We start from the raw sequence: 16,045 nt of genomic DNA, 5'->3' as shown, positions 1-16,045 counted from the left end.
TGGCCAGGCGCGCGACGGCGTTTACTTGCCGATGCAAAAGGAGCTGAAGATGCGCCCCAATAGATCGTCGCTGCCGAACGCGCCGGTGATTTCGTTCAGGGCTTCCTGGGCCAGGCGCAGGTCTTCGGCCAACAGTTCGCCGGCTTGGTGTTTTTGTAAGGCTTGTTGGCCGTGCAGCACCCACTCGAGCGCTCTTCGCAGCGCATCCACGTGACGGCGGCGCGCCATGAAGTTGCCTTCGGCATTGCCTTGATAACCGACGCATTGTTTCAGATGTCGGCTGAGCAGTTCCAGGCCGGCCCCGGTCTTGGCGGAAAGGGCGATCTCCTGACCCAGGGGACCGTCGGCCACACCGGCGCGCGAATCGCTCAGATCGATCTTGTTGCGCACCACGGTGACGGCGATGTCATCGGGCAGCTTGTCGATGATGGCCTGATCCGCCGCGGTGATTCCGGCGGCGTCGTCTATTAATAACAATATCCGGTCGGCCTGTTGGATCTCGCTCCAGGCCCGTTCGATGCCGATCCGCTCCACCGTATCGCTACTGTCGCGCAGCCCGGCGGTGTCGATGATGTGCAGCGGCAGGCCGTCGATGCTGATTTCCTGGCGCAGGGTATCGCGGGTGGTGCCGGCGATCTCGGTGACTATGGCCAGTTCGCGCTGGGCCAGTTGGTTGAGCAGGCTGGATTTGCCGGCATTGGGCTGACCGGCGATGACCACATTCATGCCTTCGCGCAACAAGCAGCCCTGTTGGGCCTCGGCCAGAATGGTGTTGAGATGGGTGATGAGGTCTTGCAGTTGTGCGGTCACGGCGCTGTCGGAGAGGAAATCGATCTCTTCTTCGGGAAAGTCGATGGCCGCCTCCACATACATGCGCAGTTTGATCATCGCCTCCACCAGGGCGTGGATGCGCTGCGAGAATTCACCCTGGAGGGAGCGCAAGGCCGAACGCGCCGCCTGCACCGAGGCGGCCTCGATGAGATCGGCGATGGCCTCGGCCTGAGCCAGGTCGAGTTTGTCGTTGAGAAAGGCGCGGCGCGAGAATTCACCCGGCTGCGCCAGCCGTGCACCCAGGGCCACCACCCGCGACAACAGTAAGTCCAGCACCACCGGGCCGCCGTGGCCCTGCAGTTCCAATACATCTTCGCCGGTGAAGGAGTTGGGACCCGGAAAATAGAGGGCGATGCCTTGGTCCAACACACTGTCGTCGCTGTCGCGGAAGGGTAGATAGGCGGCATGGCGCGCTGCCGGACATTGGCCCAGCACGGCGGCGGCGATTTGTGGCGCCCGCGCCCCGGAGACGCGCACAATGCCCACCCCGCCCCGGCCGGGCGGGGTGGCGATGGCGGCGATGGTGTCGTTACTGTCTTGCATAGTCGCAAAATGAAAAGGGCGCCGGCGGCGCCCTTGTTCAATTATTTTTTGGTCTCGGCCGCCTTTTCGATCTTGGCAGTAATGTACCACTGTTGCGCCACCGAGAGGACGCTGTTAGCCAGCCAGTACAGCACGAGACCCGCCGGGAAGAAGGCGAAGAACAGGGTGAAGATGATGGGCAGCGCCATCATCACCTTGGCCTGGACCGGGTCGGGCGGCGGCGGATTGAGTTTCTGCTGCACGAACATGCTGACACCCATGAGCAGGGGCAGCACATAGTAGGGGTCGCGGATAGAGAGGTCTTGGATCCAGAGAATGAACGGTGCCTGGCGCAATTCCACACTCTCCAGCAGCACCCAATACAGGGCGATGAACACCGGGATCTGGACGATCATGGGCAGACAGCCGCCGAGTGGATTGATCTTTTCCTTTTTATACAACTCCATCATGGCCTGGCTCATGCGCTGACGGTCGTCGCCGTAGCGTTCCTTGAGCTGCTGCATCTTGGGCGCGAACTTACGCATATTGGCCATGGAACGGTAACTGGCTGCCGACAAGGGATAGAAGATCAGCTTGATAATCAGCGTCACCATGATGATGGCCCAGCCCCAGTTGCCGAACAGGCCGTGGAACCAGTCCAGCACCCAGAACAGCGGCTTGGCGATGACGGTGAGCATGCCGTAGTCCACGGTCAGGTCCAGACCTTCGGCCAGGTCTTCCAGTACATCCTGCTCCTTGGGTCCGACGAAAAAGCGGGTGGTGAAACTGGCGCTCTGGCCCGGCGCCACGGACTCACTGGGCGAGACCAGCCCCAGCACGAAGCGATCGTCCCCCGGCGCCTTGGTATAGAAATGGTTAGTCTGATCGGGGGGCGGAATGATGGCGCCGAGGAAGTAGTGCTGAATCATGGCCGCCCAACCGCCGTTGATGTCACGGCTCAGACTTTGCTCGGCCATGTCGTCAAACTCGATCTTTTCGTATTTCTCCGCCTCGCTGTAAATGACACCGCCGGTGTAGGTATAGATAAAGGCGGACTCGCCGCTGCCGTCGGGGCGGCTGCGCTGCAGTTGGCGGTATTGGCGGCCCTGCCATGCGTCGGCCGAGTTGTTCTCGATGGTCTGCTCGACATCGATGACATGACTACCGCGATAAAACACCAGGGTCTTGGTGACCTTGATGCCGCTATCGTCCTGCCACACCAGGGGCACGCGCAGCTCGTCCTGACCGGGCGCTAATTCATAATCGCTGCGCTGGGCAGTGAAGTTGGCGTAATGATCGGGTGCCGCGCTGTCGGAAAGCAGGCCCGTCTGGGCCACGAACAGATTGGGCAGGGTGTCTTTCAGCAGGCGGAAGGGCTCATCGGGCTTGTCGCTGGCGACCGGGTAGTCCAACAGGTCGGCCTCACGAATATCACCGCCGCGGGTATCGATCTCTATATCAAAGGTATCGGTGCGCACATGGATGCGCTGATTGGCGGGGCTGGCCTCCATGCCGGTGTCGGGCGCCGCCGGGGTATCGGCCTTGGCCGCGCTGTCGCTGTGCGGCTGCTGCGCGATGGGTACGTCTTTCGGGACCTCGGCGGTGGGTGCGCCGCCCGTGCTCTCTACCTGGCTGCCGGCCACCGGTTGCGGACCGTAGTCGGCCTGCCATGCCTCCCACGTCAAAAACAGGATGAAGGCTAGGGCAAAAAATAGTATGAGACGCTGGTTATCCATGATTATTGTACTTGCTTATTGATGGGTTCCGGCACTGGATCCACCCCGCCGGGGTGCCAAGGGTGGCAGCGCGCGATACGTTTAATTGCCAACCAAGTGCCCTTGATGGCGCCGTGACGACGAAGCGCGGTCTCGGCATAGCAGGAGCAGGTCGGATGAAAGCGGCAATGGTGCCCCAAAAACGGTGACAATAACAAGCGGTATGCGCGCACGAAGAGGATCAAGAGTGTTTGCATCGTTCCAGTTCCAGCCATTGCCTATGGAGCAGAGAAAACAGTTCCTGGTTTGTTTTCGTCACCGCGCTGTGCTTGCCGATGACGACGATGTCGAGCCCGGCCAAGTGCGCCTGGGAATGCCGAAAGCTTTCTCTGATCAGTCGCTTGAGGCGGTTGCGTTGTACCGCCGATTTGGCGCAGCGCTTGGATATGACCAGCCCCAGACGCGGCTGATCCTGCCGGTTGGCCCGGGCCAGGGCGGTGAAACAGGCGTTCGCCGCTCGGCAAGGCTCGGCGAAGACGTAGTCAAATTCGCCCGCGGTTTTTAATCTCAGGGTTTCGGGAAACCCATACTGGCGGGCACTCAAGACGACTTGGCGGGTCTCGGCGTTATACGGCCAGACGCTTGCGGCCCTTGGCGCGACGATTCTTCAGGATTTTGCGGCCATTGGCCGTAGCCATCCGGGCACGAAAACCGTGGGCGCGTTTACGCTTGAGTACGCTGGGTTGAAATGTTCTTTTCATCGCCTACATCCATCCAATTGTGATCACAGAGAAATTGCCGCCTGGGGCCGTCGCCCGGGTGCTGCGGAAAGCGCGCAAGGATAGCCGTTGTACGGCGCCGTTGTCAATTGCGGCGGGCAAAAAATAGGGCGCGTCGGGGTGTGGATAACTGTGCCAAAGGGGGGTAGACTTGCCAGTCCCCATATCTCTGATACCAGCAACCGCCGTCACGAGGGTAATGGCAACGATGTCACTTTGGCAGCAATGTCTTGAGCAGCTGGAAAGCCAGCTCAACGCGCAACAGTTCAATACCTGGATCCGGCCGTTGCAGGCCGTGGAGGAAGGTGATTCGCTGCGGCTGCTGGCCCCCAATCGATTTGTGCTGGATTGGGTCAACGAGCGCTTTTTCGAGAATATCCAAAACATCGTTGCCCAGCTCGAGAACGGTGAACAACAGCGAGTGGTGTTGGAGATCGGCAGTCGTGAACGCGCCGTGCCGGTGGAATGCAACACCGGCCGGGCGACGGCTGAGCCGAGGACGGCCGCGTCGAAGAATAGTCGCACCCAGTTCCGACGCCGGGAAGACCAGAATCCGATCCACCACATTAGTAATCTACGGGATGAATTCACCTTTGACAGTTTCGTCGAGGGTAAATCCAATCAAATCGCTAAGGCCGCATCCACCCAGATCGGCGAGAACCCGGGGGTCGCTTACAACCCCTTGTTCGTCTATGGCGGGGTCGGCCTGGGTAAGACCCACCTTATGCATGCGGTGGGTAACCTGATGCTGGACAAGAGACCAGACTCCCAGATCATCTATGTACACTCCGAGCGTTTCGTTGCCGACATGGTCAAGGCCTTGCAACACAACGCCATCGACGATTTCAAGCGTTATTACCGCTCGGTCGATGCGCTGTTGATCGACGATATCCAGTTTTTCGCCGGAAAGGAGCGCTCCCAGGAGGAGCTGTTTCATACCTTTAACACCCTGATCGAGGGCCAACGCCAGATCATTATTAGCTGTGACCGTTACCCAAAAGAGATCGAAGGACTGGAAGAACGGCTCAAATCCCGCTTCGGTTGGGGTTTGACGGTGGCCATCGAGCCGCCGGAACTGGAGACCCGGGTCGCCATCCTGATGAGCAAGGCGCAGCAGATGAACGTGGAGCTGCCCCATGAGGTCTCGTTTTTCATGGCCAAGCGCATACGCTCCAACGTACGCGAGCTGGAAGGGGCGCTGCGCCGAGTGATCGCCAATTCACGTTTCATGGCCCGGCCCATCACCCTGGATTTCGCCAAGGACGCCCTGCGCGATCTGTTCGCGGCCCAGGACAAGCTGGTGACCGTGGAAAATATCCAGAAAACCGTGGCCGAGTATTTTAAAATCCGGGTGGCCGACTTATTATCGAAAAAGCGTTCCCGATCCGTCGCCCGGCCCAGGCAGCTGGCTATGGCCTTGGCAAAGGAATTGACCAATCACAGCCTGCCGGAGATCGGTGATGCCTTCGGCGGTCGCGACCATACCACCGTCTTGCATGCTTGCAAGAAAATCAATGAGTTACGTGATGGGGATGTACGTGTCAATGAGGACTATCAAAACCTGTTAAGAATACTTACTACATAATGTGATCAATCTGTGGATAAGTTTTGCCTGTGGATAAGCCGCTTATTTATCCACAAGTTAACCACCGGATACAGGCCGGTTATAACCAGGCTAAACTGCGTAAATAGCGGTATTAAGCACATGATTTAAAAGTAAATTTTTAAGTTATTAAGATTTTTTGGGGCCTATAATAATAACAATAATAAAAGATCTTAATTTATTTAATTAATATTTAAGGATTAGCATGGAACTCAACATCGAACGTGAATTGCTGTTAAAACCCTTGCAACAGGTAATTGGGGTTGTAGAGCGCCGCCAGACACTGCCTATTTTGGGTAACGTGTTGTTAAAGACAGCCGACAATGAGCTAGCCATTACCGCCACCGATCTTGAAATTGAGATGATGAGCCATGTGCCCTTACAAAACAGTGAGTTGGGAGAGACCACCTTGCCGGCACGCAAATTCATTGATATCTGCAAGGCCTTGCCCAACGATGCTGCATTGACCATCAAACTGGAAGGTGATCGCGCCATTCTGCGGTCCGGTAAGAGTCGCTTCGTACTGTCGACCCTACCGGCGAGTGAATTCCCCAATATCGATAGTTTCGATCCGCTGGTTGAATTCGAGATCAGTCAAAAACAGCTGAAGAAACTTATCGACAAGACCTCATTTGCGATGGCGCAACAGGATGTGCGCTATTACCTCAACGGCCTGTTGTTCGAGTTTTCCGAGGATATGATCCGAGTGGTGGCCACCGACGGCCACCGTTTGGCGCTCAGCGATGTTAAAATGACGACCGGCGTGAGTGAATTACAGCAGGTAATCGTACCGCGCAAGGCGGTGATGGAATTGGCGCGCTTGCTGGAAAATAGCGACGCGATGGTGAAGGTGCAATTGGGCAGTAATCATATGCGCTTGGTCACGGGGGAATTGAGTTTTATCACCAAGTTGATCGATGGTCGTTTTCCCGATTATCAGCGCGTGGTGCCCCAAGGCGGCGACAAGATCGTCATTGCCGACCGTAACTTGATACACCAGGCCCTGAGCCGGGCCTCCATTCTCTCCAATGAAAAATACCGTAGTGTGCGCTTTACCTTGTCAGCCGGCAGCCTGCAGGTAATGGCCAACAATCCGGAGCAGGAAGAGGCTGAGGAAGAAATCAGCGTGGACTACGACGGACCCACCCTGGAAATCGGCTTCAATGCCAGTTATATCCTGGACGCCCTGAATGTAATCGGCGACGAAAACGTATTGTTGGAACTCACTGACCAAAACAGCTGCTGCCTAATCAAATCACCCACGGCCGAGGAATCACGCTACGTCGTTATGCCGATGAGGTTGTAGTTTCTGGCTAATAGAGCCGCCTTAATCGTATTCTCGTCAGCCATCGCCGGGGTCGGATGATGGCCTTGGACCTGCTGTCCATTCAAAATCTTCGCAATATCCAGGCGACCTCTATAGAACCTTGCGCTAGGTTGAATGTGGTCTTCGGCGCCAATGCCAGCGGCAAAACCAGTCTGCTCGAGGCGATTTATTTGCTCGCCAGGGGAAAATCGTTTCGCTCCGCCTATAGCCGCAGGATCGTGCGGCATGAACATGCCGAATTGACGGTGTTCGGGCGTATTGCCTCGGCGGACGGTCGGCGCCATGCCTTAGGTATCCAAATTAAAGAGGGTAAGTTCAGTGCCAAGGTGAATGGGACCTTCGAGCAAAAGAGCTCCCGTCTTGCGGCACTGTTACCTTTGCTCCTGATCTCGCCGGATGGGGATAAGTTGATCACGGGCAGCCCGCGACAACGAAGGCGCTTCGTGGACTGGGGATTGTTCCACGTGGAACCTGAGTTTCTGTCGGTCTGGCAACGTTATAACCGCTTGTTGCAACAAAGGAACGCCTTATTGCGGCAGAAACGGCGCGACTTATTGTTGCCCTGGGACGACCAATTGATCGTAGCTGCCGCGCGTCTGGACCAATATCGACGGGATTATGTGGATAAATTGGCGCGGCAGGCCGACCATTTTATCCGGCAGCTGCTCGCCCTCGACACCTTCGAATTCCGCTATCAATCGGGCTGGCCGCCAGGCGAAGGCTATGTCGACAGTTTGAGAAGCAATCTAGAAAGTGATCTACGCGCTGGGTTTACACAGCGCGGCCCGCATCGCGCCGACCTTAATGTGCGTGTCGCGGGGCGATCGGCCGCCGAGGTGCTCTCAGGCGGGCAGCAAAAATTGGCTGCCTGCGCCCTTTTGCTGGCGCAGGCCAGCGTGTTTAATCGGCATACGCAAAAAAATTGCATCATTTTGGTGGACGACCTACCGGCCGAACTCGACAGCCATCGCCGCCATAATTTTATGCAGTTACTGTATTCAATCGGTGGCCAGCTATTTGTGACCACCACGGACCGAGATTCCCTGGATCTTGATGTATTCAGTGACAAGCGTGTGTTCCACGTGGAACAGGGAAGTATCACACGTGAAAATGAAGACGGGGATTGAGCAACACGGTATAATTTAGCCCGTGTATCCAGCCGGTTCGCTGGCGACGATCTTAAATAAATCAGAGACTTTTAGACACTATGCGCACTGAACAGCAGAGCTACGATTCTTCCAATATTAAGGTGTTAAAGGGACTGGATGCGGTTCGCAAGCGGCCGGGTATGTATATCGGCGATACCGATGACGGCACCGGCCTGCACCATATGGTATTCGAGGTGGTCGATAACTCCATCGACGAGGCGCTGGCGGGCCATTGTTCCCAGATCGATGTCATTCTCCACGCCGATGGCTCGGTGTCAGTGTCCGACAACGGTCGCGGCATCCCTGTGGATATTCACCCCGAAGAGGGGCGTTCCGCCGCCGAAGTCATTCTCACCGTACTGCACGCAGGGGGTAAATTTGATGATAATTCCTACAAGGTATCGGGCGGTCTGCATGGCGTCGGGGTATCAGTGGTCAATGCCTTGTCCGAAGAACTGAATCTCACTATCTATCGCAATGGCCGTATTTTCAGCCAAGAATACGCCATGGGGGAGCCCCAGGCGCCGCTGCAGGAAAAGGGCGATACCGATAAACGCGGTACCACCATTCGCTTCAAGCCCAGCCGCGCTATCTTCACCGATACTGAATTTCATTACGATATTCTGGCCAAGCGCCTGCGCGAACTGTCATTTTTAAACTCCGGGGTGAAGATTCACCTCGTCGAAGAAAAGTCGGAAAAAGAGGATATATTCGAGTATGAAGGCGGTATACGGGCCTTTGTCGAGCATCTGAATTGCAACAAGACCCCGCTGCATCCCACGGTGTTTTATTTTAGTACCGAAAAAGACGATATTGTGGTGGAAGTGGCAATGCAGTGGAATGATTCCTATCAGGAAAACATCTTCTGCTTTACCAATAACATTCCCCAGCGCGATGGCGGCTCCCATCTGGCCGGCATGCGCGCGGCCCTGACCCGCACCATTAATCAGTACATCGAGCGTGAAGGTCTGGCCAAGAAGCACAAGGTTTCCCCTTCGGGTGATGATGCCCGGGAGGGGCTGACCGCAGTGCTGTCGGTCAAGGTGCCCGATCCCAAGTTTTCCTCCCAGACCAAGGAAAAATTGGTCTCCTCCGAGGTTAAACCGGTGGTGGAATCCACCATGTCCGAGAAATTGAATGAATTCCTGCTGGAGAGCCCCAGCGATGCCAAGAGCATTATCGGGAAGGTTATCGACGCAGCACGCGCCCGCGAGGCCGCCCGCAAGGCCCGCGAAATGACCCGTCGCAAGGGTGTGCTGGATGTGGCCGGCTTGCCGGGCAAACTGGCCGATTGCCAGGAAAAGGACCCGACCCAGTCCGAATTATTCCTGGTGGAGGGCGATTCCGCCGGCGGTTCCGCCAAGCAGGGCAGGGATCGTAAATTCCAGGCCATCCTACCGCTCAAGGGCAAGATTTTGAATGTAGAAAAGGCACGCTTCGACAAAATGCTGTCCTCGGCCGAAGTGGGTACCTTGATCACGGCCTTGGGCTGCGGCATCGGCCGCGAGGAATACAACCCGGACAAACTGCGCTATCACCGCATCATTGTCATGACCGACGCCGACGTGGACGGCTCCCATATCCGTACCCTGTTGCTGACCTTTTTCTACCGTCAGATGCCTGAGTTGATCGAGCGCGGCTATGTCTACATTGCCCAGCCGCCGCTTTACAAAATCAAGAAAGGCAAACAGGAGCGCTATGCCAAGGACGATGCCGAGCTGAACCGCTATCTCTTGGAAGTGGCGCTGAACGATGCTCAGCTCACGGTGAGCGAAAATTCGCCCCCCATCAGCGGCGAGGCCTTGGAATCCTTAGCCAATAGCTATAACGCCGTGATCGCCAGCATTAACCGCCTCGCCATGCGCTATAACGGCCTGGCGCTCGAGAAGATGATTTATATGGCGCCGGTGACAGACAGCTTACTGAGTGATCCGCCGCAAATGCAGACCTGGGCCCAGGAGCTTGAACAGCGCTTGAACAGCGCTGCCGCCAACAGCCGTGATCTCTATGCCGTGCGCGCGGAGATGAATCAGGAAGGTGACGGTATCAGTCGTATCGTGATTACCGAAACGCGCCACAGCATCGCTAATGAGCGGGATATTCCGCGCGCCTTCTTTGGCTCCGGTGAGTATCAGGCCATGGTCAAGCTGGGTCAGCAGCTCGATGGTTTGATCGGTGAAGGTGCCGAAATCAAGCGCGGCGAAAAGACCTTGAAAGTATCCAGCTTCAAGCAGGCACTCACCTGGTTGCTGGAAGAGGCCAAGCGCGGCCAGCAGATTCAACGCTACAAAGGACTGGGCGAGATGAACCCGGGACAGTTGTGGGAGACCACCCTCAATCCAGAAACCCGGCGCCTGCTCCAGGTTCAAATCGAGGATGCGGTTGCGGCTGATTTGATTTTTACCACCTTGATGGGGGATCAGGTGGAGCCGAGACGCCAGTTCATTGAGAAGAATGCCCTGTCGGTGGAGAATCTAGATGTATAAAAAAATATAGTATACTATATATTTTTATATAACTATTTTTTAATCTGTCGCTAGTCTTTCCGCGTACACACGGGTACCAATCAGTCCGACCCCCGGATTGGTGATCACGTTGACCGGCATGCGCTGCATCAGTTGTGCCATTTTGCCTTTGGCATTGAAGGCCGCCATGAAGTCCCCTTGGCGCAGCTGTTGGATGATCTTGGCGGCGATTCCCCCCGCCACAAATACCCCGCCGCGGGGCAGGCAGGCCAAGGCGTAGTTGCCGCACTGGCCGCCATAGATCTTCACGAACAATGCCATGGCTGCGCCGGCCAGCGAAGCACTGTCCTGATCGGCGGCCGTGGCAATGGCCGCCGCCGGGTCGGCTGCTTGCCGGATGCGCTGATAGTCGAGCGAGTCCAGCAGTTGCTTCATCTCGGCCAGCGCGGTAAAGATATTCATTAAGCCCGGTCCCGAAAGCACGAATTCCACGGAACAGCGGCCGTGCTTGCGCATAATGTGCTCGGCCAATTTGAGCTGCATCGTATCGCCGGGGGCGAAGTCGGCATGACCCCCTTCACTGGGCATCACCCGATAACCTCCTTCTCCCCAGACCATTTGCGCCACCCCCAAGCCAGTCCCGGCACCGACCACCAGACGATTGCCTTGGGCAAGCGGTTCACCGCCCTGCAGGCTGACGAAATCCGATTCGGGCAGGGCGTCGATACCGTGACCGACCGCTTCAAAGTCGTTGATCAGCGCCACCCGGGGTAGTTTGAAGCGCCGCGCCAGCCCGGCGCTGTCCATCTGCCAGGGCAGATTGGTGATGGCTGCCGTGTGCCCGCTGTCCGTGTGGACCACCGGACCGGCCACGCCGAAACAGGCGGCGGCGACACCGCTGGCATCGTGCTGGCTGAGGAATTGTTCCAGGATCAGATCAAAGCTCGGGTAATCGGCGCTGGGGAAGCGCTGTTCGGTCAACACCTCGACCCTATTTGCGGCGACGACGACATGTTGCAGCAAGGTCTTGGTGCCGCCGATGTCGCCGCACAGCAGTTGCATCAGCGTACCCAGCGGGCCGCGGCGTGATCCAGATACCAGCTCAGGTCGCGCTTGGGGTTGAGCCGTTCCACCGGCAGCGGTGTGTTGACCGAGGGATAGTGAAATACACGATCGACGATATCGTTCTTGGCCTCGCCGGTCACCAGCAGCCAGACGTGTTCGGCGCTGTTGATAACCGGCAAGGTGACGCTGATGCGCCAGCTGTTTTTGTCCTCCACCCAAACGGCGGCGGCGCAACGGTCCTCGACCTGGAGGATGTCGGTGCCGGGAAACAGGGAAGCGACGTGGCCGTCCGCGCCCAGTCCGAGCAGCACCAGATCGAACACCGGGCGGTTGTCTTCATCCAAGGGCAAAAACCCCTTGAGCGTGGCGTGGTAGGCCTGCGCCGCCTTGTCCGGCTCCAGTTCGGCCTGCACCCGATGCACATGGGTCGGATCGATGTTGATGTGCTTGAACAGATAACGATTGGCCATGGCGTAATTACTGTCCGGATGGTCGGGCGGCACGCCCCGCTCGTCGCCGAAGAAGAGCCGCATTTTGCCCCACGGAAGCGCATCGGCATAGGGCGGTTTGGCGAGGATTTGATAAAGCTTTTTGGGTGTGGATCCGCCGGCTAGGGCGACGCTGAATTCCCCCTTTTGCTGCACGCATTGTTGCGCCAGACGGAGGAAATCTTTGGCGGCTTCTAGGCAGATCGCATCCGCGTCCGGCTTAATAATTTTGTATGTTTGCACCTGACTAATACTAACCTGTGGTTAAAAAATGTAAAGATTCAGCGGCAGGTCTGAAACGCCAGCCGCGCCTGGGCGATGAACTGAATAAACGCGCGATGTTGCGCGCTGCTGATGGGATAACGCGAGTGAGCTTTGTCGGCATAGACAAAACCGATCGGCTTGGCACCGGAACGCAGCGGTGCAACGACGAAGCTACGCGCCCCGATCTGGGTATGAAACTTGTTAGGCAGTACGCCCTTCCAGCGCTCGTCACGGCTGTTTTCGACCAGGATATCGGTGCCCTCCACCAGTACCCGGGCAAAGATGTCATTCGTGGGATTCACCGCGCGACTGAAATATTCTTTCATCAACTCCTTGTCGGTGCCGATGGCGATGCGGCCCGAATACTGTTTACGATCCATGCCCAGCAGGCACAGCACCACGCGCGGGAATGCGGCGGCCACGTGAATCCCCTCGAGCGCCTTGATCAGAACGGTATTGAGCTTGGAACCGTCCGTGATAAGGGAGGTGATGTCCTGAATATACTGAAGCTGCAAGCCCTGATCCACGACGCCCTCCGCGTCCCGGGCCGTTGGCTGGGCGACTTGGTCCTGATCCGCAGCCGCTGCATCCGCTAGCGCGCTGTTTTGTCGCGGCGCCGCTGCGCTGCTCGGTTGGGTCCCGACCGGCGTCGGCTGCGACGCGATTTGATTGCTGACATAAAACGAGAATTGGCTGGCCAGCTTGTCTCTGCCTTCGTCGTCGGTCTCGGCGATTACCGGCATCAGTTTTTTGGCGGGCAACCCGTAGGTCGTGGCCAAGTCACAGGACATTTTGAACGAATCGCTTAGGGATGCCTCGATGGAATTCAGGCGCATGCCGGTGGCTTGTGCCAGATCGACCATCAATTCGCGCGTACTGCTAGCCTCAGAAGGATGGGCGCTGTACAGCGCCCCCACCAGCGATGATGCAAGTGAGGTCAACACCTTGTTGAGCTCTAAGGGTTTGGTGATTTGGCCGGTGATCTTGAACGGCTCACTGTTCATGGTGGCAACGATGTGTGAGGAAAAGTCCCAACTGGCGGCCAATTCGCTACCGATCTTCTGCATGCTACCCCCCAGCACCTGCTTTTCATTGCTATCCGGATCGTTGTCACCTTGCTTGTTCAGCTCGGCGATTTCGATGTATTTGTGCGGCAGGTAATTGGCGACGGCGATTTCCCCTAAATCATGCAGCAGGGCACAGGTATAGGTCTCCTCCGCATCCTTGACACCGATCTTTATGGCCAGGTCGCGCACGAAGCCGGCGGTGATGTAGGCGCGCACCAGTAGCTTGTCCATATCGATGGAGGGGTGCTCGTTTTGGAAGCTCTCGATGAACTTCATGGTCAGGCTGAGATTTTTCACCGTCTCGAAACCGAGCAGCACGATGGCGCGCGACACCACGCCGACCTTGCCGCCGCTGCGGTTGTAATAGGGGGAGTTGGCCAGACGCAGGAGCTTGATGCTCAGGTTGGCGTCTTTCAGCACCCCCTGCGACAGGGCCATGACGTCGGCGTCGGGGTCGGAACTGACGGCGCAAATATGGTTGACCGAGGCGCTGAAAACAGGCAAATCGCCGCTCTGCTCAATCTTTTTCTTGAGTGCTTGCAGCGTGTTTTCGAGAGTAGCGCTCATCCCTGTCCTGTCAGTGTCGACCGCCATCGGCCTTTTAATCCATTGATAGCTTTGGTGAATTCGTATTATTCAAAGATCAACTTGCAACGCTTTGCTTTTATAACATCGGCACAAAGACAAGCGGCTTGACCGGCGCCAGAGGGCGGCATACTCTGTGAAGTTCGACACAGGATGAATAACGACGGGCTAATAACATCAGGGTAGAGGAGGCACGATGGAAGGCTACATGTGGTTGATTTTAATAAGCATGCTCGGTGTGGGGATACTCTTCGGTTTTGTCATCGGGCGCAGCAAGGGGGATGTCTCGGCACCCAAAGTGAGAGAGCTGGAAAAAGACCTGCACCAGGCCAAGGAACAATTGCAGACCTACCGCAGCGAAGTGACCACCCATTTCGAAAAGACCGCCACCCTGTTCAATCAGCTCACCAAGGACTATCGCGAAGTCTACGAACACCTGGCGACCAGCTCCAACAAACTGTGTGGCACAGACACCGCCAAGCTCAAAAGCCTGACCGCCGACAAGAATGTCTTGGAAGGCGAACGCCAAGCGACGGACCAGGATCAGTCGGCGTCCGGCGCGGCCGCGGCGCAACAAACACCTGCAAACACGACCGCAGCCGATGCGAAGGCCGGCAAAGCGGCGCCGCACGGCGCCGAGGAGGCGGCCCCACAGCCGCCAAAAAAGCCAGCGGCTGAGACGCCGGCGGATGCCTCGGCCGGCACGGCAGCGAAAAAGGACGACGGTAGCCCGGCAGACGTAACGACCGCTTCACCGAAAGAAGGCGCCTCATCAGAGGAAGCGCCGCGCACCATTCACTGATTTACTTACGTTCCAGAATTTCGAAACTGCAGGGGAAGGCATTGGCCGCATCGGCGGGGTGGTCAATGCGTTCCACCTCACGCCACTGATTCAGGTCGATCTCCGGAAACCAGGCGTCACCTTCGGGCTCGGTATGCACCCGAGTGAGATAAAGGCGGTCCGCCCGGGCCAGCGTCTGGGCGTAAAACGAGGCGCCGCCGATAATCATCACCTCGGCTTCGGCGGCGCACAGTGCCAGCGCCGCGTCGATGCTATCGGCCAGCTCGCACCCCTCAATTGCCAAGCCGGGCTCCCGGCTGACCACGATATTGCGGCGTTTGGGCAGGGGCTTGCCGATGGAGTCGAAGGTCTTGCGTCCCATGAGCACCGGTTTGCCCAGGGTGTGGCGGCGAAACCATTGCATGTCGGCCGGCAGGTTCCACGGCAACCGGTTGTCGATGCCGATGACTCGATTGTCGGCCAGGGCGGCGATGAGGGAAATCTTCACAGGGCGGCCCTCATATGGCGATCGGTGCCTTGATATGGGGATGGCACCGGTAGTTCACCAGTTCGAAATCCTCGAAGCGAAAATCGAAAATATTCTTCACCGCCGGATTGATGCGCATTTGCGGCAGCGCATAGGGCTGGCGTGCCAACTGGGTCTCGGCCTGTTCCAGGTGATTGAGATACAGATGGGCGTCGCCGAAGGTATGGATAAACGCCCCCGGCGCCAGCTCGCAGACCTGGGCGACCATCAGCGTCAGCAGGGCGTAAGAGGCGATGTTGAAGGGCACCCCCAGGAAGATATCGGCGCTGCGTTGATACAGCTGGCAGGAGAGCCGGCCGTCCACCACGTAGAACTGGAAAAAGGCGTGGCAGGGCGCCAGCGCCATGCGGCCCTGTTCCACGTTGGCCTGAGGGCTGATGGATTCGTCCGGCAGGTCGGCCGGGTTCCAGGCCGAGACAATGAGGCGGCGCGAATCGGGTTTGCGCCGGATCTGTTCAATGAGCTCGCTGATTTGGTCGATGTTGCGACCGTCGGGCGTAGGCCAGGAGCGCCACTGCTTGCCGTAGATCGGGCCCAGGTCGCCGGCCTCGGTGGCCCATTCGTCCCAAATGCTGACGTCGTTGTCCTTTAGATATTGAGTATTGGTCTCACCTTTAAGAAACCACAGCAATTCATGAATGATGGAACGCAGATGACACTTCTTGGTGGTCACCAGCGGAAAACCTTCATTTAAATCAAAACGCATTTGATAACCGAACACGCTCACCGTGCCGGTACCGGTGCGGTCTTCTTTGCGTGCGCCCTGTTCATATACATGGCGCATTAAATCGAGATATTGTTGCATCGTTGTCCTGTCTGAGCGGCGGTTAATCAAGCATAACAAAGTTCATATTCATG

At 57.3% G+C, this 16,045-nt stretch carries 14 protein-coding genes; 5 read left to right on the top strand and 9 right to left on the bottom strand.

The window, feature by feature from the left end; translation table 11 throughout:
• Positions 1-21: 21 nt before the first annotated feature.
• The 4 genes from Tel_14420 to rpmH all read right to left on the bottom strand — a co-directional run bounded on the left by Tel_14420 (position 22) and on the right by rpmH (position 3,829).
• Positions 22-1,374: a hypothetical protein gene (locus Tel_14420; GenBank protein ALP54239.1), complete on the bottom strand. Its 1,353-nt coding sequence runs from the start codon at positions 1,372-1,374 to the stop codon at positions 22-24.
• Between the two features lie 41 nt (positions 1,375-1,415).
• Positions 1,416-3,089 (bottom strand): insertase, encoded by a 1,674-nt coding sequence (locus Tel_14415; protein ALP54238.1) that lies wholly within the window; start codon positions 3,087-3,089, stop codon positions 1,416-1,418.
• A gap of 220 nt (positions 3,090-3,309) precedes the next feature.
• On the bottom strand, positions 3,310-3,672 hold the full coding sequence (locus Tel_14410) for a hypothetical protein (GenBank protein ID ALP54237.1): 363 nt from the start codon (positions 3,670-3,672) through the stop codon (positions 3,310-3,312).
• Between the two features lie 22 nt (positions 3,673-3,694).
• Positions 3,695-3,829, bottom strand: coding sequence for a 50S ribosomal protein L34 (rpmH, locus tag Tel_14405; GenBank protein ID ALP54236.1), 135 nt, complete (start codon positions 3,827-3,829; stop codon positions 3,695-3,697).
• Between the two features lie 217 nt (positions 3,830-4,046).
• Between rpmH and dnaA the strand changes: the two genes are divergently transcribed.
• From dnaA to gyrB, 4 genes are all read left to right on the top strand, one after another.
• On the top strand, positions 4,047-5,432 hold the full coding sequence (gene dnaA / locus Tel_14400; protein ALP54235.1) for a chromosomal replication initiation protein: 1,386 nt from the start codon (positions 4,047-4,049) through the stop codon (positions 5,430-5,432).
• A gap of 223 nt (positions 5,433-5,655) precedes the next feature.
• Positions 5,656-6,756: a DNA polymerase III subunit beta gene (locus Tel_14395; protein ID ALP54234.1), complete on the top strand. Its 1,101-nt coding sequence runs from the start codon at positions 5,656-5,658 to the stop codon at positions 6,754-6,756.
• Between the two features lie 131 nt (positions 6,757-6,887).
• Positions 6,888-7,904, top strand: a complete 1,017-nt coding sequence (locus Tel_14390; GenBank protein ID ALP54233.1) for a hypothetical protein — start codon at positions 6,888-6,890, stop codon at positions 7,902-7,904.
• 80 nt (positions 7,905-7,984) lie between these two features.
• A complete protein-coding gene (gyrB, locus tag Tel_14385; protein ALP54232.1) occupies positions 7,985-10,411 on the top strand; it encodes a DNA gyrase subunit B in 2,427 nt (808 codons plus the stop codon).
• Positions 10,412-10,450: 39 nt separating this feature from the next.
• Here the strand turns inward: gyrB and Tel_14380 are convergent, their stop codons facing one another.
• The 3 genes from Tel_14380 to Tel_14370 are packed head-to-tail and all read right to left on the bottom strand — an operon-like array spanning position 10,451 to position 13,841.
• Positions 10,451-11,452, bottom strand: a complete 1,002-nt coding sequence (locus Tel_14380) for a hypothetical protein (protein ID ALP54231.1) — start codon at positions 11,450-11,452, stop codon at positions 10,451-10,453.
• Entirely contained in the window at positions 11,452-12,186 is a 735-nt protein-coding gene (locus Tel_14375) for a hypothetical protein (GenBank protein ID ALP54230.1), read from the bottom strand. Before Tel_14375 ends, Tel_14380 begins: the two co-directional genes overlap by 1 nt.
• 38 nt (positions 12,187-12,224) lie before the next feature.
• Positions 12,225-13,841, bottom strand: coding sequence for a hypothetical protein (locus tag Tel_14370; protein ALP54229.1), 1,617 nt, complete (start codon positions 13,839-13,841; stop codon positions 12,225-12,227).
• A 247-nt stretch (positions 13,842-14,088) separates the two neighbouring features.
• Between Tel_14370 and Tel_14365 the strand changes: the two genes are divergently transcribed.
• Complete coding sequence (locus Tel_14365) at positions 14,089-14,661, top strand: hypothetical protein (protein ID ALP54228.1); 573 nt, start codon at positions 14,089-14,091, stop codon at positions 14,659-14,661.
• A gap of 1 nt (position 14,662) precedes the next feature.
• Here Tel_14365 and Tel_14360 read toward each other — a convergent pair whose 3' ends face one another.
• The gene (locus Tel_14360) at positions 14,663-15,184 is read right to left on the bottom strand and encodes a hypothetical protein (GenBank protein ID ALP54227.1); all 522 of its coding nucleotides are present in this window, start codon (positions 15,182-15,184) and stop codon (positions 14,663-14,665) included.
• On the bottom strand, positions 15,159-15,992 hold the full coding sequence (locus Tel_14355) for a thymidylate synthase (protein ALP54226.1): 834 nt from the start codon (positions 15,990-15,992) through the stop codon (positions 15,159-15,161). Before Tel_14355 ends, Tel_14360 begins: the two co-directional genes overlap by 26 nt.
• Positions 15,993-16,045 lie beyond the last annotated feature (53 nt).

Source organism: Candidatus Tenderia electrophaga, from assembly GCA_001447805.1.
Taxonomy (GTDB): domain Bacteria; phylum Pseudomonadota; class Gammaproteobacteria; order Tenderiales; family Tenderiaceae; genus Tenderia; species Tenderia electrophaga.
This window is presented reverse-complemented; position numbering and strand designations above follow the sequence as displayed.